The organism is Mesorhizobium shangrilense (genome assembly GCF_040537815.1).
GTDB classification, from domain to species: Bacteria; Pseudomonadota; Alphaproteobacteria; order Rhizobiales; family Rhizobiaceae; genus Mesorhizobium; species Mesorhizobium shangrilense.
Map to the genome: position 1 here is coordinate 79,625 of NZ_JBEWSZ010000003.1, position 24,634 is coordinate 104,258.

Genomic DNA, 24,634 nt, shown 5'->3' on the forward strand with positions numbered 1-24,634 from the left:
ACGCATCAATTGTGGGGAATTGGATGACATCGAAAATTGTCTATTTGAACCAAATCGAGCGGTGTGTCTCCTGGCTTGCCGCCTGGACAGTACACAATGCCAACCACGTGCGGGAGGCCGACGAGATCAAGGTTGGTGGCCACCAAGCCTCCTCCGCCTCTCTCGGGACGATCATGACCGCGCTTTATTACGCTGCACTGCGTCCGCAGGACCGGGTGGCGGTCAAGCCCCATGCCGCACCGATCTTCCATGCGATTCAGTACCTGTCAGGGAATCAGACACGCGAGAAACTCGAAAACTTCCGCGGCTATAAGGGCGCCCAAAGTTACCCCTCGCGAACCAAGGACGTGGATGATGTCGACTTCTCGACCGGCTCGGTGGGCCTGGGTGTCGCACAGACGCTCTTTTCCTCCCTCGTACAGGACTATGTATCCGCCCACGGCTGGATGAAGGGTCGGCCCGAGGGGCGCACGGTCAGCCTGATCGGCGACGCCGAGATGGACGAGGGCAACATCTACGAGGCCCTGATCGAGGGTTGGAAGCACGGGTTGCGGAACTGCTGGTGGATCGTGGACTACAACCGTCAGTCGCTCGACGCGGTCATCCGCGAAGGTCTCTGGCAGCGCTTCGAGCAGATCTTCAAGAACTTCGGCTGGGACGTGGTGATCCTGCGCCATGGCTCCCTCCAGCAGGCCGCCTTTGCCGAGCCGGGAGGAGAGAAGCTGCGCGATTGGATCGAGCGGTGCTCCAACCAGCTTTATTCGGCGCTCACCTTTCAGGGTGGCGCGGCCTGGCGCAAGCGGCTGCTCGACGAGATTGGCGATCAGGGGCCGGTCACCGAGCTAATCGAACGCCGTTCTGACGACGAGTTGCAGGCGCTCATGGTCAATTTGGGCGGTCACGACCTGCCGAGACTCCTCGAAGCCTTCGAGGCTGCCTCGCAGCATGACCGACCGGTCTGTTTCATCTGCTACACGATCAAGGGTTATGGCTTGCCGCTGGCCGGCCACAAGGACAACCATGCCGGCCAGATGACGCCCACCCAGATGGAAGGCTTCCGCCAGCGGATGGGAGTCCGGCCCGGCAAGGAATGGGATAAATGGGCCGCGGCGACGTTGCCTCCGGCAGAACTAGAGGCTTTCATCGCCCAAGCGCCGTTCTTCAGCGAGGGCCGGCGCCGGCTTACCGCGCCCGGGATTCCGGTTCCCGAGGCACTGCCCGCGCCGGCACAGGGGGGCAAGCAGGTCTCAACCCAAATGGGTTTCGGTCAGATCCTCAACGAGATTGCGCGCAGTGAAACGCCGCTCGCCGAGCGCATCGTCACGACTTCCCCGGACGTCACGGTGTCGACCAATCTCGGCGCTTGGGTCAATCGACGCGGACTCTTCGCCCGCGAGAGCATGGCCGATACCTTCAAGGCCGAGCGCATCCCTTCAACCTACAGCTGGGAGTTCGGGCCGAAGGGGCAGCACCTCGAACTCGGCATCGCCGAATCCAATCTCATGATTATGCTCGGAGCGCTGGGGCTGTCGCATTCCGTGAATGGCGTGCGGTTGCTGCCGATCGGGACTGTGTATGATCCGTTCATCTACCGCGCGGCCGATCAGCTGAACTATGCCTGCTACCAAGATGCGCGCTTTCTGCTGGTCGCCACGCCCTCCGGCGTGACTCTTGCCCCCGAGGGAGGAGCGCACCAGTCGATCGGCACGCCGCTGATCGGCATGGCGCAGGACGGGCTTTGCGCCTTCGAGCCGGCCTTCGTGGATGAGCTCGCGGTGATCATGCGTTTCGCCTTCGACTACATGCAGCGGAACGGCGAAGGCGATCCAGACGAGACGACATGGCTGCGTGACCAGACCGGCGGATCAGTCTATCTGCGCCTGTCCACTCGGCCCTTGGAGCAGCCTCATCGCGACATGGGTGCGGAGCTGGCGCGCGACATCGTCAACGGTGCCTATTGGCTGCGCCCGCCCGGACCGAACGCCAGCGTTATCGTCGCCTATCAGGGCGTCGTCGCGCCGGAAGCGATTGCCGCGACAGGTCTTCTTGCGGAAGACCGGCGCGATGTCGGGCTGTTGGCGATTACGTCCGCGGATCGTCTCAATGCGGGCTGGCAGGCCGCGGAACGTGCCCGGCAGCGCGGAACAGTCGACGCGACGTGCCACATCGAGCGCCTGCTGGCATCGCTGTCGCGCGATTGCGGGATCGTCACCGTGATTGACGGCCACCCCGCGACGCTCGCCTGGATCGGTGGCGTGAACGGTCATCGCGTCAAGGCTCTGGGGGTCGAGCATTTTGGCCAGACCGGCACGATTTCAGACCTCTATCGCCATCATGGCCTCGACTCGAACGCCATCGTGCATGCAGCGCAAGCAGTCAGTGCCGGACGCGGCATTCGCTATTTGAAGTCGCTCCCTTGAGCCGCCGCCGGGTGTCTTGCGCGGTTCCCACGATGTCGGTTGCGCAAGAGCCAGATTGATCCGAAGCCGATCACGACGGAAGGGTCATGTTTCCTCTGCGCGTTCGAGCACAGCCATTGAAAACGAAACCGGCTGATCGTCCCCTGCGGCATAGGAGTGCGGCTGATCGGTGACGAGCCGCGCGGCTTCGCCGGCCTGCAATGTCATCGTCTGCGAGCCGACGGTGATCTTGAGGCTTCCTCGCACGACCGAAAGAAGCTCACGAGTGCCCCGGCTGTGAGCGTCCGAGTGATGAACGTCGCCGGGCACAATCGTCCAGGACCAGATCTCGAACATCGTCCGGCCTGAGGTCGAGGCTTCCAATTTCGCCTCGCTTCCATGTGGCGTTTTCCAAAGTGTAGCGGGATTGGTGCGTTCAATCGGACCACCCGAGACCTCCTCGGATGACGCGCCCAACAGATCGGTAACTGACAGAGAGAAGGCGACCGCCAGACGGCACAACACTCCAATGCTCGGATTGGCCTTTCCCTGTTCGATGGCCACGACTGTGCCCTTCGACAGGCCCGAGAGCGCAGCAAGTCCATCTAGGCTCAAGTTCTGGGTCCGGCGCAGATGCTGCACCCTCAATGATAGTGCGGTCCCAAGTTGTCTCTCCGTTGCCGCCGCTGTTTCATCGTCGGTCATTATATTGACTTCCACTGACACATCGCATACGGTCAGTATAATGACCGGCGTAAAAAGTTCAACCGCGCTGTCTCAAACTCCAGGATCGATGCCGTGGCCATTCTGATCGCCGACAAAGCTTTTGCCGCTCGCGGGCGGCCGATCCTGTATCTGCCATGCGAGCTCCCGCTTGGCTCCGTGGTCCCCACATGAGCATCCTGACTGCAAGCCTGGCCGCGGCCGCTTTCGGCGGCGGGGATTTCCTGGGCGGTGTCGCCGCGCGCGACTCGGATTGGCGGCAGGTCGTCTCGGTGGCGCTCGGCGTTGGCTTGCTCGTGCTCGGCGCAGCGACATGCTTCGGCGGTGAACCCGCCGGCACGCTCCCCCTGGCGTGGTGCCTGTCGGCAGGCACGGGGTTCGCGGTCGGCGTCTCCCTCCTCTATCGCGCTTTGGCCGAGGGGCAGATGACGCAGGTCGCGCCGATCACGGCCGCCATCGCCATAGCCGTGCCGGCGCTCGTGGATATTCTGGCGGGCAAGGCGGTGACCGGTCCTCTGGTCCTGGGGCTGGTGGCGGCCAGCTTCAGCGCAGCTCTCCTGTCAGGCCTGGTCGGCGGCTGGCGCGACGGCATGCGGAACCGTTCGACCCTCATTGTCGCCCTCGGGGCCGGACTCGGCCTGGCCCTATTCTACATTGGCCTCGACAGGGTCGAGGCCAATGGGGGAGGTATCAGGGGCGCGCTGCTCGTCCGCGCTACGGCGTTTGTGGCGATGGCCGCCGTGACGATGAGGTGCCGAGGCGAGGCGTTGCATCCGCGCTCACTGGGCATTGCCGCCGGGGCCGGTGTTCTCGATGGAACGGCAAACCTGCTGCTCATGATGGCATTTGCCACGGGAGGGCTGGCGGAAACCTCGGCCATCGCCTCGCTATATCCCGTCGCGACGATTTTTCTGGCCATCGCCTTTCTGCGGGAGCGGCCTTCGAGATCCCAGGCAATCGGGCTGCTCCTGGTCATCCCTGCGATCTTCCTTCTCAAATCCACCTAAGGAGCTCTCGATGCACATAGAAACCAAGGCAATACATGCGGGTCGGCGCGTCGACCCTTCCACCGGGGCCATCACCCTTCCGTTCCATCCCAGCACGACCTTCGAGCGGAGCGCGGACGGCTCCTTCCCGTCGGGCTACGAATATATCCGGGATGACAACCCGACGCGGCAGGCGTTCGAGACGGCGATGGCCGCACTCGAAGGCGGCCAGGCCGCTGTCGCCTTTTCCTCCGGCATGGCCGCGATCACCGCGGTGTTCGAGGGGCATGCTGGCAAGGGCAATCGCATCGTCGTACCGGACGACATGTATTTCGGCATCCGGTCGCTGATCGATGAAACCGACATCGGGCACCGTTTCGACTTCGTCGCCGTTGACATGCGCGACATGGACGCCTTGCGCGCGGCCGTCGGGTCCGCGCCCACCGGCCTCGTCTGGATCGAGACCCCCTCCAACCCGCTTATCCGCGTCGTGGACATCCGGGCGACTTGTGACCTCGCGCACGAGGCCGGTGCGCTCGCCGTGGTGGACAATACCTGGGCGACACCGATCCTGCAGCGCCCATTCGATCTCGGGGCCGATGCTGTCGTGCATTCGGCAACGAAATACATCGGCGGCCATTCCGACCTGATGGCAGGGGTCGTCGTCCTGCCGGAGGCTTCGCCGCTCGAACGCCCCTTGCGCATGATTCAACATCACAAGGGAAGCGTTGCGGCCCCCTTCGACTGCTGGCTGGCGCTGCGCGGGCTGCAGACCTTGCCGGTTCGTATGCGAGCCCATTGCGAGGGGGCTCAAAAGGTCGCCGAAGCGTTGCGAAGGCATCCCGCTGTTGAAGCTGTCCTCTTTCCTGGCCTACCGGGCGACCCGGGGCACGGGTTGGCCGGGCGGCAGATGTCGGGCTATGGCGCCATGCTTTCCTTCATCGTCGGCGGCGGCGCCGAGGCAGCCATGGCGGTTGCTGGCCGGCTCAAACTCGTGGTGCGGGCCACGAGCCTCGGGGGCACGCACTCGCTGATCGAGCACCGGGCTTCGGTCGAAGGGCCGAAGTCGATGGCGCCGTCGGGGCTCCTGCGAATGTCCGTCGGGCTTGAGCATCCGCAGGACCTCATCGACGATCTCGATCAGGCTTTGTCGGTGGCCGGATGACTCGGCGGCTTTGTGCAGCAGGCACGACCGGACTCCCACAAGTCCGGGGCGTCCGCCTTACCCGCCATGTTGGATATCGCCCTGAATGAACCGCAACGCAGAGCCTTCCCGCAGGACGGAGCAGCCCATGTCTTTCACCCCCATGATCGCCCCCGAGATTTACGCCCGGCATCCGAACTTTCATTTGCAGAGCATCGTCGTGCGAAACGCGGAAGTCGGCGTGCCTCAGGCCTCGGCGCTCGCTGACGTGATCGCGGCCGCGGAGCAAGCCGCGCTTGGCGACGATGCCCAACGGGATGCCCATCTTGCGGCCTGGGCCGAAGCCTACAGGGCCTTCGGTGCCAACGCCAATCGAACACCATGCTCGGCTGCGGCGCTTCTCAAGCGGATTCGCAAGGATGGCTCATTGCCACGGATTTCCCCGCTGGTGGATGCCTACAACGCCGTCAGCGTGCTTTATGGCATTCCGGTTGGCGGTGAAGACCTCGATCACTATCAGGGTCTTCCGAGACTTCTGATCGCGACGGGCGCCGAACCGTTCGACACCGTCCAGCAAGGCGAACCGGTCACCGAGCATCCTGAGCCGGGCGAAGTCGTATGGTGCGATGACGCCGGAGTCACCTGCCGCCGCTGGAACTGGCGGCAGGGGCGGCGGACTATGGTAACGGCCGATTCGCGTTCCCTTTGGCTTGTACTCGAGGCGCTCGAGCCCATGCCTTCGGAGCGGCTGAGGGCCGCTGGGGCGCAACTAACCGGGGTGATTGAGGCCCTGTGCCCAAATGCCCAGATCGAAATCGCTGGCAGATCGAAATCGCTGGGTTGAATACGTCCACCCGCTGCTTAAGCCGCGCAATCGAGAGAAACTAAATGTACCGGCCCCGTCGATCAGTCGAAGACCGCCCCGATGTGCTTCTGGCCGCGATCCGCGAGATCGGCTTCGCCACGATCGTGACGCCGACGCCTGCAGGCATCGAGGCCACGCATGTGCCGACCATCGCGCGGCAGGCTGCGGATGGAGGTATGATCCTCGCGGCCCACGTCGCGCGTGCCAACGCGCATTGGCGGGTACCAGCGGGCAGCGCCAGTCTCGCGATTTTTCAGGGCCCTCACACCTACATGTCGCCGCAGTGGTATCCGACCAAGCGCGAGACGGGAAAGGTCGTTCCCACATGGCTCTATATCGCCATACACGCGCACGGAAGCTTGACGGCGATTGAGGATAGGGCTTGGCTGCGGCGCCAGGTTGAACACCTGACCGACCGGCACGAGGCCACACGCACAACGCCCTGGAGCGTGTCGGATGCGCCGCAAAAATATATCGACAGCATGATGCGGGGTATTATCGGTTTGGAATTTCGCGTCGAGCGCCTCGAGGGAGCATGGAAACTGAATGAGGAAGAGAACGCCGCCGACCTGGACGGCACACGCCTGGGGCTTGAGACCGCCGGTCATGCAGGCGAGCTCTTGGCACGAGCCCTCGCCGAGCGGTGAATGTCGTAGAGAAGTGCCCGCCGGGGCGCGGCCTCGACCTGTAAGATCCAAGGAGGCGGACAGCGCGCTGATCCGCCTCGAGCGCAGCAAGAGGCGAAAGGGGCTACCACGACCCCGACCGGCCGGAAGCCTAAATCAGCTTTCGGACCCCTTGCGGCCCTTGACAACCAATACGATCGACGACGCGATGGATCCACAGCTGCCATTGACCGGCAGGCAGATGAGCGTCCGTCAAGTTAAAAGGTCGGCCTTCTGAAACGAGATGTCTCCATGCGCATGTATCAGGTAGATGCCTTTACCGACCGGCTTTTTGCGGGGAACCCTGCTGCTGTTCTCGTGCTCGACCATTGGCTGCCGGATGACCTGATGCTTGCGATCACCCAAGAGAACAATCTTGCCGAAACTGCTTTCGTCAAAGCGCGTTCGGATGGCGCGTGGGATCTGCGGTGGTTTGCCCCAGCGCATGAGGTCGATTTCTGCGGCCATGCCACCCTGGCGACCGCACATGTGTTGCTGACCGAGGCCAAGGCGGAAGCTCCGCTTGTCTTTCACACGCGCGTCGGCGAGCTGCGAGTTACACAAGGCTCGCATGGCTACCGACTGGACATTCCCCGTCTGCCGCCGGAGCCATTGGAGACGCTTCCCGCGGAAATCGCACGTGTTTTCGACAATCCACCTGTCCGCATCTTCCGAAACTTCGAGAACATCTTCGCCGATCTCGGCAGCGCGGATGCTGTGCGTAGCTTTGTCCCTGACCTTGCCTCGGTTGCCCGCCTCGGGTCTGTGGGCCTTGTCGTGACGGGGCAGGAAGCCGACAACGAGCGAGCGCATTTCGTGTCCCGTTACTTTGCCCCCGGAGCGGGTATTCCTGAGGATCCAGTCACTGGTTCAATTCATGCCACGTTAGTTCCTTACTGGGCCGAGCGGCTGGGTCGCGAAAGGCTGATGGCCTATCAGGCCTCGGCGCGCGGCGGCTGGCTTGATTGCGAATTGACCGAAGATCGAGTCTTTCTGCTCGGTAATGCCGTGACCTTTATGAAAGCCACGATTTCCATCCCCAATGGCGCTGCGTGGGCGCTTTCAGAAACGGCGCCAGAGTCCATTGGCGGACGTTCGAACTTCGCGCGTCGGGCTTCCGCTCGCCACCCGAAAACGAACTCGACCTGAAGAGCCATCCATCGTAGCAACCCAAACGGCTGTGCCGGCGATGGCATATGAGCGTACGATTTTGAACAGATCTTGCTCCGATCCATTCTACTCTTAAGCTCTTCACAGGCGAATTATACTGTCATTCTGAAGTATAGCATCGGCAATTTTTCCGGCAACGCCTCAATTTTCTGAATCGTGACGAAGCCTCGCCTGCCAAAAATGCGCGGCAGATAATTCTCTCCACCGCTGTGGACGAGGTCGACGCAGAACACGTCGATGCCGCCATGCGCCAGATCCTGCACGGCCTTTCGCGCATCCTCCACGAGGTAGTTGCGGTCGGCGATGTCGACGTCGGACGGTTCGCCGTCGGTAACCACGAGAATTAGCCGGCGGTGCGAGCGCCGATACGCCACTTCGGCGCCGGCATGTCGCAGTGCCGCGCCAAGGCGGGTCGACAGTCCGCCGCGTAGTTCCGCCAGCCTCGCGCGCGCCGCGTCATCGTAGGGTTGGCGGAAATCCTTTACGCAGTAGGTCCGCACTTCTTCGCGCCCGTTCGAGCAGAAGGCGTGAACGGCGAAGGGGTCGCCGAGATCGGCGATGGCTTCGGAGAGCAGCGCGACGGCGGCGCGCTCGACCTGGATCACGGTCGACGTAGTGTCCTTGATGCGGTCGTGGGTCGATTCGGAAATGTCGAGCAGCGCCAGCACAGACAAGTCGCGCGCACGCATGATGCGTGTCTCATAGACGCGGGGATCGGGCCGAACGCCGATCCGATGATCGATGGCGGTGAGGATGCATGCGTCCAGGTCGAGTCGGTCGCCCTGCGCTTGCCCCCTGAGCCTTACCGGCCGGCTTACCTTGGCATTCTTCACCAGCCGGGCGATGCGGTTGGCTACCCCCGGGCCGAATGTCTTGCCCGACGCAACGCCCGCCAGCGCGAAATTGATGACAGCGCCGCAACCGATCTCGGCCGCGATCAAGCGCTCCAGACCGTCGAGCCAGCGATCGAAATCCGTATCATCGGGAAAGGTCTTGCGGACCTGCGCCAAGGTGGTTTCGCCGATCAGCTCGGGCAGGCGCGCCCGGCGAAACATTTCCTCGATCGCGCCACCTTGCCTGGACATCGCCGGTCAGACGCAGGCGGCGATGGCTTCGGTGAGCGCGTCGCGCATGTCGCGGTCGTCGGTGATCGGCAGGACCAGCACGACCTCGCAGGCATCGGCGAGCGAAACGGACGCCGAACGAGCCGGCCCGCCTGGACGAGCATCCGCGTCGACGCGCCTTCGTCGAGGCCGTGGCCCTTCAGGTTGCGCGTGCGTTCGGCGATCCTGACCAGCGTGTCGGCAACTTTGGGCTCGACGCCGGCCCATGGCGGATGATCTCGGCCTCGACGACCGGGTCGGGAAAGTTGAAATCGAGCGCCGCAAAACGCTGCTTGGTCGATTCCTTCAGATCCTTGATGACGCTCTGGTAGCCGGGATTATAGGAGATCACCAACTGGAAGTCGGCATGGGCGTGGATCAGCTCGTTCTTCTTTTCGAGCGGCAGGATGCCCCGGTCGTCGGCGAGCGGGTGAATGACGACGGTCGTGTCCTGCCTCGCCTCTACGATCTCGTCGAGGTAGCAGATCGCGCCGTGGCGTACCGCGAGCGTCAGCGGCCCGTCGTGCCAGACGGTGCCGTCCGCGTCGAGCAGATAGCGCCCAAGGGTCGGAGGTTGTCCGCCATGATCAAATGTTTTGCCCGTTCGATGTCGCGCAACGAACGAATAGTTTCATCAAGGCGGGCGATCCTGACCCTTTGCCGACGACAAAAAGAGAAGTGGTCCCAGGCGATCGAAAGGGCTGTCAGCACGGCGTGAGGCAGATAGGCACGGTGGAGAACGGCGTCCGGAAGAGCTGCCTCAAGGGGGCGCATGTCGTAAAGGCCGTTCTGCGGCAAAAGAGCGATCCCGGCGGCGTTTGCCTCGCCGGGCATCCATGTATAGCGGCGCGAAAGATCGGGCACGAACTGGCAGAGCACGATGTCGGTGTCTTCGCCGATGTGCTCGGGGATCGGCCAGCGATGGTTCACGCGCGCCCGCGTCCGCTGCAACTCGCGCAACAGAAAGTGGCCTTGTTCGTCGAGTTCGCCGACCAGCGTGATGGTTATCCGGGAGAACTGATCGGGCGATCCGCCGGCCATCGCCACTCCAACCTTATGCTGGTTTCTGCATGCCGACCATGAACGGGTCGGCGGTCACCTGGGCTTTCGACTGCATCATCACGATACCGCATTCAGCCCCTGAGACGGTTTTGCAGTGCCCGCCGATCTGCGACGAGGTTGTCGAGGTTCAGCAGGTCTGGCTGCCGTCTTACGGCCAATCGCCTAATCAGCGCCCGCGTGCCATCCACTACAAAGACGCCGCAATCATAACCGTTCTTCTGCTGGCGCATGCTGGCGTCTTGCAGGTTGGCGCCAATCCGTGCTGCGAGCAGTGCTGCAGGCTCATCATTGTGTCCCTGGGCGGAGTCGTAGTGATAGGCGACCGGCCTTTCCCGCTCGCGGCGGTCAACCAGCAGCAGCGACCAATGGTCGCCATCGCGATTAGCACTGGCATTGTTCACTGGCAGGAACACGAAGTCGGCCGTATCCCCACCATTCCTAAAGACGATGCGATGGAGTGCACTTAGCGAGTCGCTATCGGCGCCGTGGCTAAGCTGAAAGGCTATCAGAGGATCAACGAACCGCGTCCGGGTGGCGAGATCCGGATTAGTCCCTCGCAACTCCTGCGCCAGGAGCTCGTAATCCCGCTGAATATGGTCGTCGCCGAGCCATTCCCTGGCTCCGAGCACCCGTCCGCTGCGGCCGCCGGAAGAGGCACTCGTAGCCGAAGCGTTGATCTGAGCATCTGGAACCGAGGATGGGCGAGGATGATGGATAAATTGAGCATCGCGGCTCCCTCGCGGCCCCAACGTGATTGAGTAGGTCTCACCGTTGATAGAGACCGGCTGCGTAACCATGCGCAAACTCGGCAAGAGCATTTTGTTGTCCAGTACATCGAGCAGGAAATCCGGGACCGGCTGGGAGCCATGCTGCCAATCCTCACCGACGAGATGTCCGATATCCTCTAGCTCCTGAGGCTCGCCTGATGGCCCGATAAAGAACGGCGGTCTGGCGGCCGGACTAGGCACCGGCGCTGACTGAGCATCGTCACGTGTCTCCTGCGGTGTGGACGGCAGATCAAGGAAAAAATCGAGGCCGCCGTAGCTATCTGACGACATAGCCGGCGGGCCTTCCGGCGTCGGCCACTCACTTGGGTCAAAGTCGGACGGGATCCGTGGCGACCACGATAAGCTCGACCTAGCCGCTTCCGGCCATCCGGCCTGCGAGCCTTCAAACGTCGGCCACTCATTCGGGTCATAATCGGACGGCATTCGCGGCGACCAGGTCGAGCTCGACCCAGCCGTTTCGTGCCGTCCGGCCTGCGGGCCTTCCGGCGTCGGCCACTCACTTGGGTCAAAGTCGGACGGGATCTGTGGCGACCACGATGGGCTCGACCCGTCAAGCCGCGGTTCCCGACTCGGCTGCTTAGGGAAGGCCACACCCAGCGCTCTGTTTGCCTCAACGACTCGTAGGTACTGCCCAAGCTGCTTGAGCCTCATGCCAATTTTTCCTTTGGCTTTGGTGAAGTCCCGGTAATCTACGTCCAATGACCGTTGCTGCTGATCACTGCCGTTGATTCGGCTCACTATGCTCTCCCTACCGGTAGTTTGGAGCCAGTCACTAAACCTACGTTGCCCCGAAGCATTATCCTGGATAGGTTTTCTTCTCTGTCGGGAGGTCCGGTCGGATCCGAGCTTGCTCAGCTCGTCGTTGGCCAGGCCATTGATGATGCGGGCGTCATCGGGATAAGGACGAAGCAGGGGTTGGGGCTCGACGCCTAGGTACTGCCGAAGCTGACCGAGTGAGGCCTTCCGTTTTGTGGCTTTGGTGAAGTCCACATGATCTGATTTCAACGACGCTTGCTGCTGAGCACTGCCGTCGATTCGGCTCACTATGCTCTCCCTGCTCTCCCTTTGGAGCCAATCACTAAACGCACGTAGCTTGGAAGCCATGATTGAGACGGCGGCTTTCTGTTCGCGAGTCGCGTCGGGTCCAAGCTTGGCCAGGGCTTCGTCTTGTAGGCCATCGATGGTGGGGACGTCCTCCGGATGAGCGTACAATGTTCCGCGCCCCATCAGGCGGGGTCCGGCACCGACTGCTAGGGGCCTCTCAGCCCCGACCCTCCGGAGATGAGATAGTGCCGCGTCGAGACGGTCCCGACCGTCCCCACCAATTGCGGTGTACTCCTCGATGTCGATGGCTAGTGACCTTGGCTCGTTAAAAGCCCGAGTAGTCAGTGGACCCTTGTTCTCATTTCGAAGCCAACGAGCAAACGCCTTAAGAACCTGCACATTGGACTTGACGGTAGGCGCGGGAACCCTTCCGGTCCCTCGACCTCTGCTACCATCTGGAACAATATTGTACGCTTTGACTTCTTCCGCGAACTGTCGGATGATCCGCTCGTCTTGGGGATGCATCGGTTGGTCTTGCGCATCCACCCACGCGGGGGTGGATATGGGATTTCCGGCTCGGAAAAGCTGGAGTGTGTCCAATGCTCCACCCAAATAATTGCTGCTATTGGCGCTCGCCACTTTCATAAAGCCAGCCTTATAGGCTTCCAGCATTTCAGCGTCGCCAAGCAGGTCTTCCAGTGTCACGCCTTCGGGCTGAAGGAATTCGCTAAACATTCTGAGAGCGGTCACGTAGTTCTGAATGGTCTTAGGCCTACGGTTCTCGCCCTCCAACGCCACCTTGAATTCTCCAATGAGCTCGAGGTCCGCGTCGGACGGGCGGCTCCGCTTGGCGAAATCCATGCGAAGCTCTGAATACACGTCCGACGCCGAGCCGCCGGACGACTTTTCGTAACGACTGCCCCCGAAGGCTTTGCCGAGCCCCGATTTAACACGCGACCAAAGTCCTCCGCTCTTCTTATCCTTTGTCCGCGCGACAGGCCCCGGTTCCGATGGCACTGTGTAGCGCGTGCTACTAAATGGCCTGTCACGCAAGTCAGACTGCGAGGCCTTCGCAGTCGAGCCAAGGTGAGCGCGAGGAATATCGACGCTGTACCGCGTACTGCTGAACCAATTGTCCTGCAGGTTGGATTGCGGCGGCATCCGCATCGAACCGCCGACGTCAGTACGCTGGATACTTCCATGCGCCTCTTCGGGTCGAGTGTTGGGCGAACCAGCATCACCGGAGCTCTCATCCGAGGAACTGAGCTGCAAGTCGCTCAGTTGCCGCTCAAAGCTCGCTTGACCGGCAGGCATATTGTCCGACTGTTGCCTCGCCCGCTGCTGCTCTTGCAGGGCAGCGTATTGGTGCATCCAAGCGTTGGTATTGAATGGATCGTAATTGGATTCCACGCTACTCTCCCTAGATACGATAGCCTTGCGTTGGTCAGACATCCGCGTCTCCTAAACACATAGCAGCGCCAGCTTTCGACAAGCTGACGAACCTCCTACGGGGGCATGTCGCAAGATCCGGGTAGCAAGAAGCGGTGGCAGGTCGATGTGCCTTTGCCGCGAGGTGAACGATGGAAGCGGCGCCTGCCATGGGTGCTACCCCAGCGCCGGCGTTAGCGCTAGGATCGACTGCGTCAGGATTGAAGCTGCCTTTAGCGAACTGCCTATGACAGGCCGGGAGTGCCACAACGAAATAAGGAAGGCCTTGAAGGGTACGGTAGGGGTTGCCTATCAGCCGCTCTCGGATTTTGGTGCGAGAATGAAATCGAAAACTGGCTCAGGCTGACCAGGCATCGACTCCCGCAAAACAGCCGGGGAAGTTTTGGCCGCTTCGGCATATACTGCAAGCGCGGCAGTTTTCATTCCGAGTGCGGCCTCAAAGCCCCGGTTCGGCAGATCCGTCACTTGGCGAAAAAGCGTCGCAGCCCTTGTCGCATGGCGCGCGGCAGCGACCCGCTTTCCCTCGCGGAGTTTCACCCCGGCCGCCGCTAACAGGATTAATCCCTTGAAGAGCAGGCGATGCTGAGTGCTTTGTTTCGCAGCGTGCCAAATGGGCTCCCAAGCCTCGTGAGCTTCCCAGTAATAGCCGTGGTTGAAAAGGTCGATACCCCATCGAAACTCGTTTGAGCTGAGTGCTTCGTCAATGGCAACGGCCACCGGGTCGCTTTGGTAACTGTGACCCAGGGGTCGCGCACAGGATGCGGATGTTTGCCAGGCAGGTATGCGTAGCTGGGGAAATTCTTTTCGGGCAGCAAGCGAGAACGTGACATACACCCAGCAATCATGAAAGCCACGTCGATGGCAATTCATGTCGCATGGAATTTGATGGGATAGCTGCGCGCGCCCGTTCCACAGGACCTATCTCCCCGGCGCCCCCTCCTGACGCTTAAGTTGCCAGTGATCGAAGCGGTGACGTGGTCAGCGAGCACGAAAACTTGCGGCACGCACGTGGAGATTAAGTCGCAATTTGGTCGATTATACCTCCATCGCGCCCTATTGGAACCGCGCAGGAATTTGGCCGCCAGGTAAGAGCAGCGCCGGGTCGGCTAGAGACGGGCGAAGTGACCTGAGCGACGAAGCTTCGCTAGCAGGATGCTGGCCGTTCCGCAGTGGTCAAGCCTCGCTTGCTCACGCAGCGGAGACGCATTCCAGGCAGCCAATTCTGCCACCAGAAGTGCGGTGTCTCCGTTTATCGATGCGCATCTAAGGTGTCCGTTCTTCTCCATCACGATTATCGCCGTGCCGGTTTCGCCGTAGCCAATCGCAGCCATCCGCTGGACCCAGGTATCGCCGTCGACGCGAACATCGAACAGAACCGACCCTGCGGTTTTTTCCGCGGCGTCAGCCACACGATCATAGAACGGTCGATTGAGGCCCTCGATATTGCCGAGTGACTGTTCGAACAGGGCCAATTCAACATGCTCCGCCACCATGGCTGGGAGAGTGCGCGCCGGCTGGCTCGATCGGCAAGACGCCAACGCTGATTATCCACACACCAGCCGCCTACACGGCTTTTTTATAGTCAACAACAGGCGCGCCTCCGCGTAAGCACCGTTGTGCCGGCGACTGAGAGCAAGATCTACTCGACGCGCTCGAAATGGGTCAGGGCGCACGACAATCCCGTCGAGACAATGCGCACGATCGCGGAAGGTCAGTCTTTCTGATCGGCAACGGGCAGATTGGTGCCCGTGGACGTCTGGAAACACAGCGCGACACAACCTCGAGCGATTTTGCGACCCGCTCGCGGGCGTTCCGTCGAGACCAGCCCGTAAATTGTGTATTGCAATATCTTCGTAAGGGCCGTGGGCAATGCGCCGTCTAGGCGAGGCGAATGCTCCGGACTTCCAAGCCTTTCTTGCCTTGCCCGCATTCGACAAAAACCTTTTGTCCCTCCACCAGCACGCTGAGCCCTGAGCGGGTCAGGGTGCTGGCATGAACGAAGATGTCCTTCTCACCGTTGTCAGGAGCAATGAAGCCGAAGCCCTTTTCGGGTTTGTACCACTTGACCCTGCCACGGCGCTCTAGCTGCGCTCCCGTCTCGACCATGGTCCCGCCAGCGACGCGCGTATGTGACGGAGTTTTCGCGATCTGATCGCCGATCTCCAGCACCTGCGCGACTTGATGACCTTTTGGACTTTTTTCGACCGTGATCTTCAGAAGCGTCCCCGCGGTAACATCTCGGCTTCCGGCCGCCTCCAACACTCGGGCGTGCAGATAGGCCTCCGTGCCGTCTGACAGTTTCACGAAGCCAAAACCCTTGCTGGCTGTGAACCACAATACCTCGGCGTCGACGGGGTGCGCAGTCACGGTCGCCGGGCGCTGAAAGTAGCTTGGCTCGGAGGTCCGTTCCGAAAAGGAAACGGGGTCATCGTCATGGCGATGCCCGCGTGGCTCGCGATGGTCTCGATATTTGCCCATGATCATCTCGACTGGCATGGATGGCGAACTACGCTACCGTCAAGATAATCTCAATCGGGCGACGCGTTTATGTCAAATGGCCGTGATGGCCGCATCGGTGCCCGGCCTATCGGTCGAACCCTTTGAAACTAGATTCATTTCACCTGAAACAATAGTGCCGGCGAGTCGATTTATTGACTCGCATAGGCTGTGCTGGAGTGCGAGTGCGATGATGGCGGCGCGGCCGAACTGGAAGGGCTTTATCAAATTCGGAGAGGTTGCCGGCGCGTTGCGCCGTGCGCGAAGCCGGCTGTTTGTATTCGAGAAGCCTCCGAAGAATGCAGCCACATGACAGCGAATGATTTTGCAGTGGTTTGCCGATCACTCGCAACGGCTGGGCTGGCCCTTCTCCAACGAAAGCGAGTTCCAGCGCTTTGCAAAAAACGGAAGAGCTCCCGTTTCCTCTTTTCGGAATCCGCTGAAAAGTCTTCAGCCAAAACCTGACAATTGTGGTCCTCCTATCGTATTTCCCAAGGCCATCGCACGGTAGAGTGACGGCGCTTCGCCGCGCGCGGCAGGGAATGGCAGAATGCCATGCCAAACACGGCAAGACGGCGTAGACCGTCAGGCTCTTCAAGCAAGAATATTCTCCAGGGGATTGTCATCATTGATCCGGCTGTCGGGAGGCTCGGGAGGCTGAAAGTGGGCGAGGGCTATGATATGGTCAGGGACGGGACGCATTGTTTCCGCCAGTCACCTGCACGGATCACCTCCCAAAAATGGCGGGCCGGTTCCGGCATAGAGACGCCGTCGCGGGATTTTCGCGACCCTGGAGGCTTCGCTGTCTGTTGCCCGCAGGGCGAAGCTCGCAGCCGATGAGGGACCTGCCGGGGGCAGCCCGAACCGTGCGCGACGAGAACCGCGATCTTTGCCGCTCTCTAAGAGGATCTCCAGCGCGACGGCCAACCGTTGTTCGAGGCGCTACGTCGGCTCGATGTAGCGTAGTGCGGGCGATCGCGGCCGGTTGGCCGAAAAGCCAGCTGTGCGACACCATCTCAAGGCGCCTTGGTGGATTTGAGAGGCTCGGCGCTGACATCGGCTGAGGGTGCCGAATTTAGCAGCGATGCCGAAAGCGTGGTGCGGGCGACCACCGTCTTGCGAGCGAGCTTGTCGAGCTCTCCCTCATCCGTGACGCCGACCCCCTAGTGATAGATGATTTCGGATGCATGCTACTCGCGATCCGCCTCGGTTTCGTCCGAAACATTGATCAAATACGCGCCCGAGTAGCGCGATTTCTTCGGCAGGGAGCACCTCCCCGCTAAAGGGCATTGGGTCTCCTCAAAACAGGTGGCAGTGACAAAGGCGCGCTTGCGAAGCTATGACGACCGCCGTCCTGTCTTTCAGCATGATTTTCCGAGCGATCTTCCGCGCGTCGGGCGCCGTCAGACTGCTCGTCGATAAGTCCAGAGCTGTGCGGGCGGGATGTTGCGGACGACGAAATCATAGTGAGACACGACGTAGCGGTCGGGCATTTTGATCACCGGCGACAAGGGCCCGTAGGTGATTTGAATCACAGGTCGCCCAACAGGAATGCGGGCCAGCAAATCCTCGAGCAAGGCAATGCGCTGTTCCATCGGAAAGCTCAACATCGGCACCGCACTTATGACACAGTCGAATTGCTCCCCGCTCCGCTCGGCAAGCACTTCCCCCAGCGCGAACGCATCGCCCAATCGAAAATCCACGCCTGGAAAGCCTCGCGTCAAGCGATGATAGAAATCTTTCGAATATTCGACCGAAATCAGCTGATGCGGCTTGATGCCTCTTTCCAGGATAGCCTTGGTGATGACGCCTGTTCCGGCGCCAAGTTCAAGAACCGGCATTCCCGATGCTGGATTAATCACGCTTGCCATCCGGCGCGCGGCATGCACAGACGTTGGCATGAGCGCGCCAACACGTTTCTTATCCTTCTGCCAGCCCTTGAAGAATTGCACTTCCTCTTCAAACTTCCTGCCGAGGCGCTCCTTCAATCGAAAGACCATATCCACTCCCTGCTACGGCTATTTGCCTGGGTCATGTTGACGACGCACGTTTGTACAAGCCTTGCGGCATTTTCAAGCCTGGCTACGACGGGTTTCTCTCTCCTGAGAGCGTAGTTTCATCTGATGATCTGCCTGTTGGCTTAGACTCCGGCGGGGAAAAGCGCACTGGAATATCATCGCACCAGCAGGATTGCCAGCGCGTCATAAGGCCCGCTATGTCTCCCATCCAACCCCCGAATGGCAACTCGCTTTGACGAGGGCTGGACCTTGCAGTCCGTATGCGGCTGCCCCAGGTGACCCGTCTCATTCGATGGAGGCTTTCGTGCGAGAAAGCCCGGCACGTCCCGTATGCGTGATCGCCCGGGCGCATTGGGCTGCTAATTTCTTTATCCGTTCGCTTCCGCAGCGATGCCCCCCGGTAGGCCAGCAGGCCGAGTCCAAACATACTGCTGCAAGAGGGGCTCACCAGGTGGCAAAAGAACCTGCATCGTTCCGACCATTGCGTACGAAACGCTTGATGCATCTTCCGGCCTTGACCCGCCACCAGGAAGCGGCTCCGCCCTCTCCCGAAAAGCTGGCTCATAAGAATGCCGGTCGATCGCGCAACCTCCAAACACTGGCCCCGGCCTCAACGTCGCTGCGACCAGCCGTCCCCTCCCCTCTCGAGACCAGCTTCGGCGCTGCTCGACCGACGTGATCACCTCGATCTGATGCTTCGTCAAATGACTACTTCCCAGTGCTTGCACTAGGACTTGCGGCCTACAGCTTACCCGAGCAAAGCGGCCGTCACCGTCGGGATGCGAGACAACCAGACCATCGCTCCCAAAGTGCCGGTTCTGCTATTCAAACACCTAGCTCCTGACCAAACTGCTTCGCAGCAATGCCAGGAATGTCGCCGATCCGGACAGGCTTCCCAATTAAATAGCCTTGAGCTTCATCGCATCTGACGCGGCGCAGATAGTCGAGCTGGTCGAGAGTTTCTACGCCTTCGGCTGTTACCTCAATTCGAAGCTCATGCGCCAGTTCAACCAATGATCGTACAATCGCGGCGCAGTCCGCATCGATGAGCATATCCTGGACAAAAGATCGGTCGATCTTGAGGCGCGAAAGAGGCAATTTACGAAGATACGTCAGGGATGAATAGCCAGTGCCAAAATCGTCAAGAGCAACTGTGACGGATAGAGAAATTAACGATTGTAATAATGAAATCGTTTCTTCAAAATTCGAAATCAGCACAGTTTCTGTGATTTCGACCTCCAGGTCTTCGGGGCTCCAAACCGGCTTCAGCTAAGGCCACTACAATTCCATCCAGCAAGGCCTTGTTCTTAAGCTGCACTACCGACAAGTTGACGGAGACCCGCAAGTCGCGCGGCCAGCGCGCCGCTGCCAAACAAGCCGTTTTGACAACCCAGTGTCCGATGGAGTGAATCAAACCCGTTTCTTCAGCGAGGGGTATAAACTCCGACGGAGGGATCGGACCAAGGGTCGGATGCTGCCACCGCAGAAGCGCTTCAAAACCTCGGATGCGATCGCTCCCGAGGTCGAGAAAGGGTTGAAATGCGAGCCAAAGCTGGTCGTTGGCGAGCGCAGATGCCAGATCGCGTTCAAGGGCATGGCGCCTTGCAGCGGCTTCATCGTCGCTTGGGCTGAAAAACTGGATGGAGCTCGCCGCCAGCGTCTTAGCCCTGTATAGCGCGGTGTCGGCGCTCCGCAGGAGTTGGTTGGCATCCAAACCGTCAGAGGGCGCCAAAGCGATACCGATAGAGGCCCTGCAATATATTTCACGCCCTTCGATTAAGAAAGGGGCGCGCGGAGCATCTATGATCTGTTTGGCCAAGGACCTGATTTGATCTGGCCTGATATCGCGCGTAGCGATTATTGCAAATTCGCCGCCCTCCAATCTCGCAATGCCATCGCTCTCCCGCGTCGATTTCCGAAGTCTCGCAGCCACTTCGACCAAAAGAGCATCCGCCATGGCTCGACCAAAGCGATCATTCACCTCGTCAAAATTGGTCAGATCGAACAAAAGCAACGCAAAGTGCTGGTCAAACTGCTTTGCGTCCACCAACGCGTTCTCCAGCCGCTCATTGAAGCTGAACCGATTAGGCAAACTGGTTAGAACGTCCCTGCGAATGGCATTTTCGCTTTCCGCTTGCAGAATGAAGCGTTGGCTAAATTCGACCGCGTGAGCAAGCACTGCACGAAACAGCGTGATGGCGTAGCTTACTATCAGGATTGCGACGGGCAGATTGACGGGGCTTTCCATCCACACAATCGCAACCGCCGAACCGACGAAGATCGGTAGCGTATACGCGATGGCCGCAATAGGAATCGTGGAGAAAGAAGCGGCACCGCCTGCGATCATCCCCGCGCTCAGGCAGGTAATGACGACCTGGGCTGCGCCTGTTGCCCCACTGAAGAACAGAACGGGAAGTGCTCCCCACAAAGTGCCGAACAAGAAGGCGTTCCGCACCAGGTTTTGCGTTGTTCGGCGAGACACTGACCTTGGTTTGACTGACTGAAACGATGATCTCGCTCTTAGGCCTACGAACCCAGCAGCGGCGATGATGATACTCGCCCAGAGGATGGCTTTCGTTTGGTCGGGCGAGCCCCAAATCGCCATAATAAAAGTGGCCGCATTGAGTATGTTTGCAACCATGCCAAGAGGCGTGTTGCGAAGCACGATACTGACCTGCTGCGCCCTGATTCGGCCGGCAAGTGGTTCGACTGTCGACGGCCCGCCAAAAACTCGCAGGTCTCCCGCCAGAAGATCACCAAACCTTGCTGCATACAGACGCTGCATCACTCTTTCACTCCCCCACGCTAGAGTAGTAGCTGCGTGTTGGTCCCCTAGCATCGAACACTTCGGAAAAAGTAAATTTCAACCGCAAAATTGGACAGCCCAGTTGGGAAACCGAGGGCTTCGGAAATTCGAAGGTAGCGAAAAACGCGATGCTCCCTTTGCACATCGCCGACCTAACGTGACCCATGTTTTCACAATTGTGGCACTTGGCGAGCGATCGCGCTTTCTATTTCGACGCCGGTTAGGCTAAGCCGGCTCAATGAGCCGGCCCATAGGCTGATGCGCTTTGCAATCCGGTCAGGGTCATTGTTCGGCAATCCACGGATTGTCACATAACTGCGTCCGCGGTCACTGGTCGATTCAAGGATCTCGAGTGGATAGATCTCAAATGCCTTCACCACGGACTCGACGATTTGAACCAGTACGAGCGCAGACTGAATCACCTCGGTACGCCCAATTTCTGCACCGTCCTTAGAATCAGCGAAGGCACTACAGTCGAGAACATCGGGTCCCATTGCTGCACGGAGTTCTCGCGCCCGACGGATGCCAGCAAGTGCAATGGGTTGAAGGATTGGGTGTTCAAAAAAATTGCCGACACCGATTGCGCCACCACGCGGCTCGGCATTACGGCAGAACGCGATATCCCAGACCGCCATCGTCCTGAAATGCCGTCAACGTGTACGTCATCGCTTCGGTTACGAGGGTCAAGCGGTCACTCTTGGGATCGAACGGCGTCGGCATGAGCAGGGTCGCCCCGCCAGCCATATCGGCCTGGAGCCAATCCACCTGCTTCCGAGACTCATCGACAGGCACTTGGCCACTGGTCGCGGCAAAAATTGCTTCGGCTATTCGTGACGGAACCGGCAATGCCGGTACAAAGGTTCCAGCCCTCTCACCAACGGATCGCGCCACGTTCGATGTAATGTCTGATAACACCGGCTGACTGCTTGCGCCATTCTCTCCTGCGGTTCATCGGCGATGCGGCGGCGAAGACGATATGCCGCCGTTCTGAACTGAGATTCAGTTACTTCCGAAGCGCTATTGCAGCCCCAGTTTCCTCTTCAGCTCGGCGTTCTCCTCGCGCAGGCGTCCCGCAAGCAGGCTCTTCAGTCGCTTGTTTTCTTTTTCGAGCGCGACCAGATCCATTAGTTCGTCACTAGCTGCCGGGAGCGCCCCAGCCTTCTTCCAGTGATAGTAGGTCTGCTCCGAAATGCCGGCCTGCTTCACGGCGCTCTTGAGAGTGGCGCCGCCACTCGTCGACTTCGCGATCTGACTAAGCTTCTGGGCGCGCGCCTTTTCGGAGTGGACCTTCCGGCCAGAAGGCACGGCCGCTGCTGGAGCTTCCCCCGCTGGCGGTCCCGCATCGGCGCTATTCTTCCGAGCCCGCGGCCTCGGCTCAGCCTTTGCCTTTCGCGATCGTGAGGTTTGATTCTTCCCATCAGGCGTCGCAACTGTGGTTGCAGGCTCGGCTGCCGTTTCTCCTGATTCAGTTGCTTTAGGATCTGCCATGAGAGTCTCCGCTCCGGGTTGATGCACGTGTGCAGCATCAAGGGCCACGACATTAGAGTCAACAAGATGCCGATTTGGCAGCTCCATCTCCTTGAGCTCTCTTGTTGTCTCGGCCATCGCTGCTGACAAATCAATGTCACCCCAAATCGAGTGACCCCGTCTTTGAGCGCTGCGCTTCTGTTTGATCTCCACAGTGAACGGTCGGGTCGGCCGCCTCATGATTGCTTCCTTGTTGAACGCGAATTGCACTGAAAGTTGCTAATGCGAGGATTGAACGGTCTGACGCTTCCTCTCTGGCGCAGAGCTTTATCGGATGACACCACCCGGGAGCAAGCGACGCTGATTGTGTTGCAACGCCATCGACTACACTCCTGATGGGATGGATGTGAAGGCCTCGCTGCGTTGTCCGGATTTCAGCGAGTTCGCGCGCATGGACCAGAAGTTGCCGCAACATCATGGTCACGAGCCAACGCCACCTCGAAAATGTCCGCCTTCTTGGCGAGCAGCTTGCCTTGATGCCCTTTCCAAGCCTCGTCGCGCTCACGTCGTACGGCCATTGCCGCTTCATCATCAGCGACGTCGACCGAGGATCGAAGGGTTTCCAATCGCGCCAGCAGCGAGGCACGCGTTTGCTCCTGCTCCGCCAGACGTTCGCAAAGGACGGCTTTGTTCTTCTGGTGCTCTGCCGAAAGTGTCTCGTAGTATAGAAAATCGTTATAAAACTGAAGTCGCATTCCTTTGACGACGCGAATAGTAGGAACGAATTCTTTTTTCGCGTGAATGTCACACAACTGTAAATTAGCGGCTGCTACTGACCCGACAAAATCGCCGTTATCGGGGGAAAAAAGTGCCGCTAGTGATCAAAGCCTACGCGAATGCGGACGACGTGATGTCGAGCTTCTCCTGGACGCTGCCGACCGGAAGGCCGTCATCCCCGGCACGGACCAGAATGCGGTAGAGCTGAAGCCGGATTGCCGAGCGCTTCGAGTTGAGAGGCTGCTTTTTCGAGTTTCATGGAAATAAACTACGCGACACGTACGAACCGTCAAACATAATTTCGAAAAATGCGGAAATATGGGATTCCATCGTGCCTCATTCAGGCAAAATGATGCCTTTTCAGGGATATATTTCACGTAACATGCCTTAACAGGAATGTTTTGTTTTAGTCATGAATGTCACTCCGACCTCATTGGTCAAGGCGAGTTTAGCGGTGCGCTCCAGTAATTTGTCCCTGTAGCCTTCGGGCATCGGCAGATCGCGGATCGATATCGGCCATTCGTCCGCCGCTTGCTCGACCGTCGCGACTATTTCTTTCCTTGCTCGTTCCGTGGGAATTCCACAGAGCTCGGCAGCTCGCTCGAAGGTGCTCAGGCCAATGATTTCTGAATTTCTGCTGTTGCGGAATTTCAGGGCCATTTCGTTCGAATGGTCGTAGACGTAGGCAGCCACGATGTCATAGGCAGGGCTCAATTCGCCGCGGGTCGGCACCGGATACCAGAGCGACCAGTTTTTCAGATGGGAGTCGTTGTTGCCCAGAAGCAAGTTGACCGCGACGCGCTTAGCAGCTTGCAGGAACGGCTTGGTACCGCCTCCGCCCAATCGAGTGGCGATGTTCAACACGGTTTCTTCGTTGGCGGCGAAATATTTCTGGTCACCGCTGACGCCCATCACCTGGGAAAAATCCTCCATATGCACGCGCATGCCGTCGTCTGTGCGGTCGAAACGCTTTACCGCAAGCACCTGAGAACCCGCTTGGAGGAACTCTTCCTTGATGCCGTGGACCGACTCTGTCGGCAGCAGTTCGAAAAACGGCACGGTTACACCTACGGCTTCGGCGAGTTTCATCGAAGTGTATTCGACCTCCGGCAAATACGGGAATTTTTCGCTTGGAAGCTTCGCTATAATGTCGCCGTTCCGGCCCGTCGCGGGGAAAGTCAGTCTGTCGCCCTGCTTCAGCATCGACATCTTCAACTGCACTCCGGCCAGCGAGAACCTGATCGGGGTCTGATCCCCGCGGATTTCCCGCACCCTTTGGAGATTCGGATCGAGCGCTTCCTCCGCCCTTACGACAACCGCACCTGGCAGATCCTCGCCAAGCCAATTGAGCACGTCGAAATTCGACGTCTTGCCGGTCGGCAGTCCCCTGTTCACCAATTCGCGCAACGCACCTTCCGGAAGCAAGTTCAGGAACCACGGGGGCAGGCCTGAAAGCATTTGTCCCGATCGTAGTCGCTGCACTGTTTTCGCCTCGTCGCCGATGCGCAGCAAGGCAGAACTGAGGATAGGGCGATCCTGGCCGAGTTCGATGTAGGATTGATCAATGTCGAGGTGGACCATCGATCCGGTGTCCCGGACCAACGACCCCACTCGGGTCAACGAACCTCCAGCTTCAAGATAGACCCCAAGCAGCTCAATTTTCTTGGCCATA

22 protein-coding genes and 1 pseudogene are annotated in these 24,634 nt (G+C 59.8%); 7 read left to right on the forward strand and 16 right to left on the reverse strand.

What is annotated here, in order from left to right; translation table 11 throughout:
• Window positions 1-23: 23 nt before the first annotated feature.
• Entirely contained in the window at window positions 24-2,420 is a 2,397-nt protein-coding gene (locus ABVQ20_RS29500; RefSeq protein ID WP_354463235.1) for a thiamine pyrophosphate-binding protein, read from the forward strand.
• An 84-nt stretch (window positions 2,421-2,504) separates the two neighbouring features.
• On the opposite strand, the gene ABVQ20_RS29505 is transcribed toward ABVQ20_RS29500, so the two are convergent.
• Window positions 2,505-3,104, reverse strand: coding sequence for a helix-turn-helix domain-containing protein (locus tag ABVQ20_RS29505; protein ID WP_354463236.1), 600 nt, complete (start codon window positions 3,102-3,104; stop codon window positions 2,505-2,507).
• Between the two features lie 188 nt (window positions 3,105-3,292).
• Between ABVQ20_RS29505 and ABVQ20_RS29510 the strand changes: the two genes are divergently transcribed.
• The 5 genes from ABVQ20_RS29510 (at window position 3,293) to ABVQ20_RS29530 (ending at window position 7,931) form a co-directional block, all read left to right on the forward strand.
• Complete coding sequence (locus ABVQ20_RS29510; RefSeq protein WP_354463237.1) at window positions 3,293-4,129, forward strand: EamA family transporter; 837 nt, start codon at window positions 3,293-3,295, stop codon at window positions 4,127-4,129.
• A gap of 10 nt (window positions 4,130-4,139) precedes the next feature.
• On the forward strand, window positions 4,140-5,273 hold the full coding sequence (locus tag ABVQ20_RS29515; protein WP_354463238.1) for a trans-sulfuration enzyme family protein: 1,134 nt from the start codon (window positions 4,140-4,142) through the stop codon (window positions 5,271-5,273).
• A gap of 85 nt (window positions 5,274-5,358) precedes the next feature.
• The gene (locus ABVQ20_RS29520; RefSeq protein WP_354463239.1) at window positions 5,359-6,096 is read left to right on the forward strand and encodes a B3/B4 domain-containing protein; all 738 of its coding nucleotides are present in this window, start codon (window positions 5,359-5,361) and stop codon (window positions 6,094-6,096) included.
• Between the two features lie 44 nt (window positions 6,097-6,140).
• Window positions 6,141-6,764 carry an FMN-binding negative transcriptional regulator gene (locus ABVQ20_RS29525; protein WP_354463240.1) on the forward strand — a complete coding sequence of 208 codons (624 nt, stop codon included), beginning with the start codon at window positions 6,141-6,143 and terminating at the stop codon, window positions 6,762-6,764.
• 270 nt (window positions 6,765-7,034) lie between these two features.
• Window positions 7,035-7,931, forward strand: coding sequence for a PhzF family phenazine biosynthesis protein (locus ABVQ20_RS29530; protein WP_354463241.1), 897 nt, complete (start codon window positions 7,035-7,037; stop codon window positions 7,929-7,931).
• 113 nt (window positions 7,932-8,044) lie between these two features.
• Here ABVQ20_RS29530 and ABVQ20_RS29535 read toward each other — a convergent pair whose 3' ends face one another.
• The 8 genes and pseudogenes from ABVQ20_RS29535 to ABVQ20_RS29570 all read right to left on the reverse strand — a co-directional run bounded on the left by ABVQ20_RS29535 (window position 8,045) and on the right by ABVQ20_RS29570 (window position 15,876).
• A complete protein-coding gene (locus tag ABVQ20_RS29535; RefSeq protein ID WP_354463242.1) occupies window positions 8,045-9,037 on the reverse strand; it encodes a nitric oxide reductase activation protein NorD in 993 nt (330 codons plus the stop codon).
• A gap of 6 nt (window positions 9,038-9,043) precedes the next feature.
• Window positions 9,044-9,249 (reverse strand): annotated as a pseudogene (locus ABVQ20_RS29540) (CbbQ/NirQ/NorQ domain-containing protein).
• Window positions 9,216-9,608 (reverse strand): AAA family ATPase, encoded by a 393-nt coding sequence (locus ABVQ20_RS29545; RefSeq protein ID WP_354463457.1) that lies wholly within the window; start codon window positions 9,606-9,608, stop codon window positions 9,216-9,218. The pseudogene ABVQ20_RS29540 and the gene ABVQ20_RS29545 overlap by 34 nt, the downstream one beginning before the upstream one ends.
• Window positions 9,566-10,096, reverse strand: coding sequence for an ANTAR domain-containing protein (locus tag ABVQ20_RS29550; protein WP_354463243.1), 531 nt, complete (start codon window positions 10,094-10,096; stop codon window positions 9,566-9,568). Before ABVQ20_RS29550 ends, ABVQ20_RS29545 begins: the two co-directional genes overlap by 43 nt.
• A 92-nt stretch (window positions 10,097-10,188) precedes the next feature.
• A complete protein-coding gene (locus ABVQ20_RS29555) occupies window positions 10,189-13,359 on the reverse strand; it encodes a Ulp1 family isopeptidase (RefSeq protein ID WP_435528446.1) in 3,171 nt (1,056 codons plus the stop codon).
• Window positions 13,360-13,689: 330 nt separating this feature from the next.
• Window positions 13,690-14,115 carry a DUF309 domain-containing protein gene (locus ABVQ20_RS29560; RefSeq protein ID WP_354463244.1) on the reverse strand — a complete coding sequence of 142 codons (426 nt, stop codon included), beginning with the start codon at window positions 14,113-14,115 and terminating at the stop codon, window positions 13,690-13,692.
• 389 nt (window positions 14,116-14,504) lie between these two features.
• Window positions 14,505-14,891, reverse strand: a complete 387-nt coding sequence (locus tag ABVQ20_RS29565) for a hypothetical protein (protein WP_435528447.1) — start codon at window positions 14,889-14,891, stop codon at window positions 14,505-14,507.
• Between the two features lie 385 nt (window positions 14,892-15,276).
• Window positions 15,277-15,876: a cold-shock protein gene (locus ABVQ20_RS29570; protein ID WP_354463246.1), complete on the reverse strand. Its 600-nt coding sequence runs from the start codon at window positions 15,874-15,876 to the stop codon at window positions 15,277-15,279.
• Between ABVQ20_RS29570 and ABVQ20_RS29575 the strand changes: the two genes are divergently transcribed.
• Window positions 15,875-16,207 (forward strand): hypothetical protein, encoded by a 333-nt coding sequence (locus tag ABVQ20_RS29575; RefSeq protein ID WP_354463247.1) that lies wholly within the window; start codon window positions 15,875-15,877, stop codon window positions 16,205-16,207. The two genes, ABVQ20_RS29570 and ABVQ20_RS29575, sit on opposite strands and share 2 nt — an antisense overlap.
• A gap of 1,090 nt (window positions 16,208-17,297) precedes the next feature.
• On the opposite strand, the gene pmtA is transcribed toward ABVQ20_RS29575, so the two are convergent.
• The 7 genes from pmtA to ABVQ20_RS29610 form a co-directional block, all read right to left on the reverse strand.
• Window positions 17,298-17,894 carry a phospholipid N-methyltransferase PmtA gene (gene pmtA / locus ABVQ20_RS29580; protein WP_354463248.1) on the reverse strand — a complete coding sequence of 199 codons (597 nt, stop codon included), beginning with the start codon at window positions 17,892-17,894 and terminating at the stop codon, window positions 17,298-17,300.
• An 843-nt stretch (window positions 17,895-18,737) separates the two neighbouring features.
• Window positions 18,738-19,130 carry an EAL domain-containing protein gene (locus tag ABVQ20_RS40540; RefSeq protein WP_435528448.1) on the reverse strand — a complete coding sequence of 131 codons (393 nt, stop codon included), beginning with the start codon at window positions 19,128-19,130 and terminating at the stop codon, window positions 18,738-18,740.
• The gene (locus ABVQ20_RS29585; RefSeq protein WP_435528455.1) at window positions 19,111-20,697 is read right to left on the reverse strand and encodes a putative bifunctional diguanylate cyclase/phosphodiesterase; all 1,587 of its coding nucleotides are present in this window, start codon (window positions 20,695-20,697) and stop codon (window positions 19,111-19,113) included. Before ABVQ20_RS29585 ends, ABVQ20_RS40540 begins: the two co-directional genes overlap by 20 nt.
• 191 nt (window positions 20,698-20,888) lie before the next feature.
• On the reverse strand, window positions 20,889-21,353 hold the full coding sequence (locus ABVQ20_RS29590; RefSeq protein ID WP_354463249.1) for a hypothetical protein: 465 nt from the start codon (window positions 21,351-21,353) through the stop codon (window positions 20,889-20,891).
• A gap of 382 nt (window positions 21,354-21,735) precedes the next feature.
• Window positions 21,736-22,425: a transposase gene (locus ABVQ20_RS29595; protein ID WP_354463250.1), complete on the reverse strand. Its 690-nt coding sequence runs from the start codon at window positions 22,423-22,425 to the stop codon at window positions 21,736-21,738.
• Window positions 22,426-22,619: 194 nt separating this feature from the next.
• On the reverse strand, window positions 22,620-22,997 hold the full coding sequence (locus ABVQ20_RS29600) for a hypothetical protein (protein ID WP_354463251.1): 378 nt from the start codon (window positions 22,995-22,997) through the stop codon (window positions 22,620-22,622).
• A 352-nt stretch (window positions 22,998-23,349) separates the two neighbouring features.
• A complete protein-coding gene (locus ABVQ20_RS29610; protein WP_354463252.1) occupies window positions 23,350-24,633 on the reverse strand; it encodes a type II toxin-antitoxin system HipA family toxin in 1,284 nt (427 codons plus the stop codon).
• Window position 24,634: the final 1 nt, after the last annotated feature.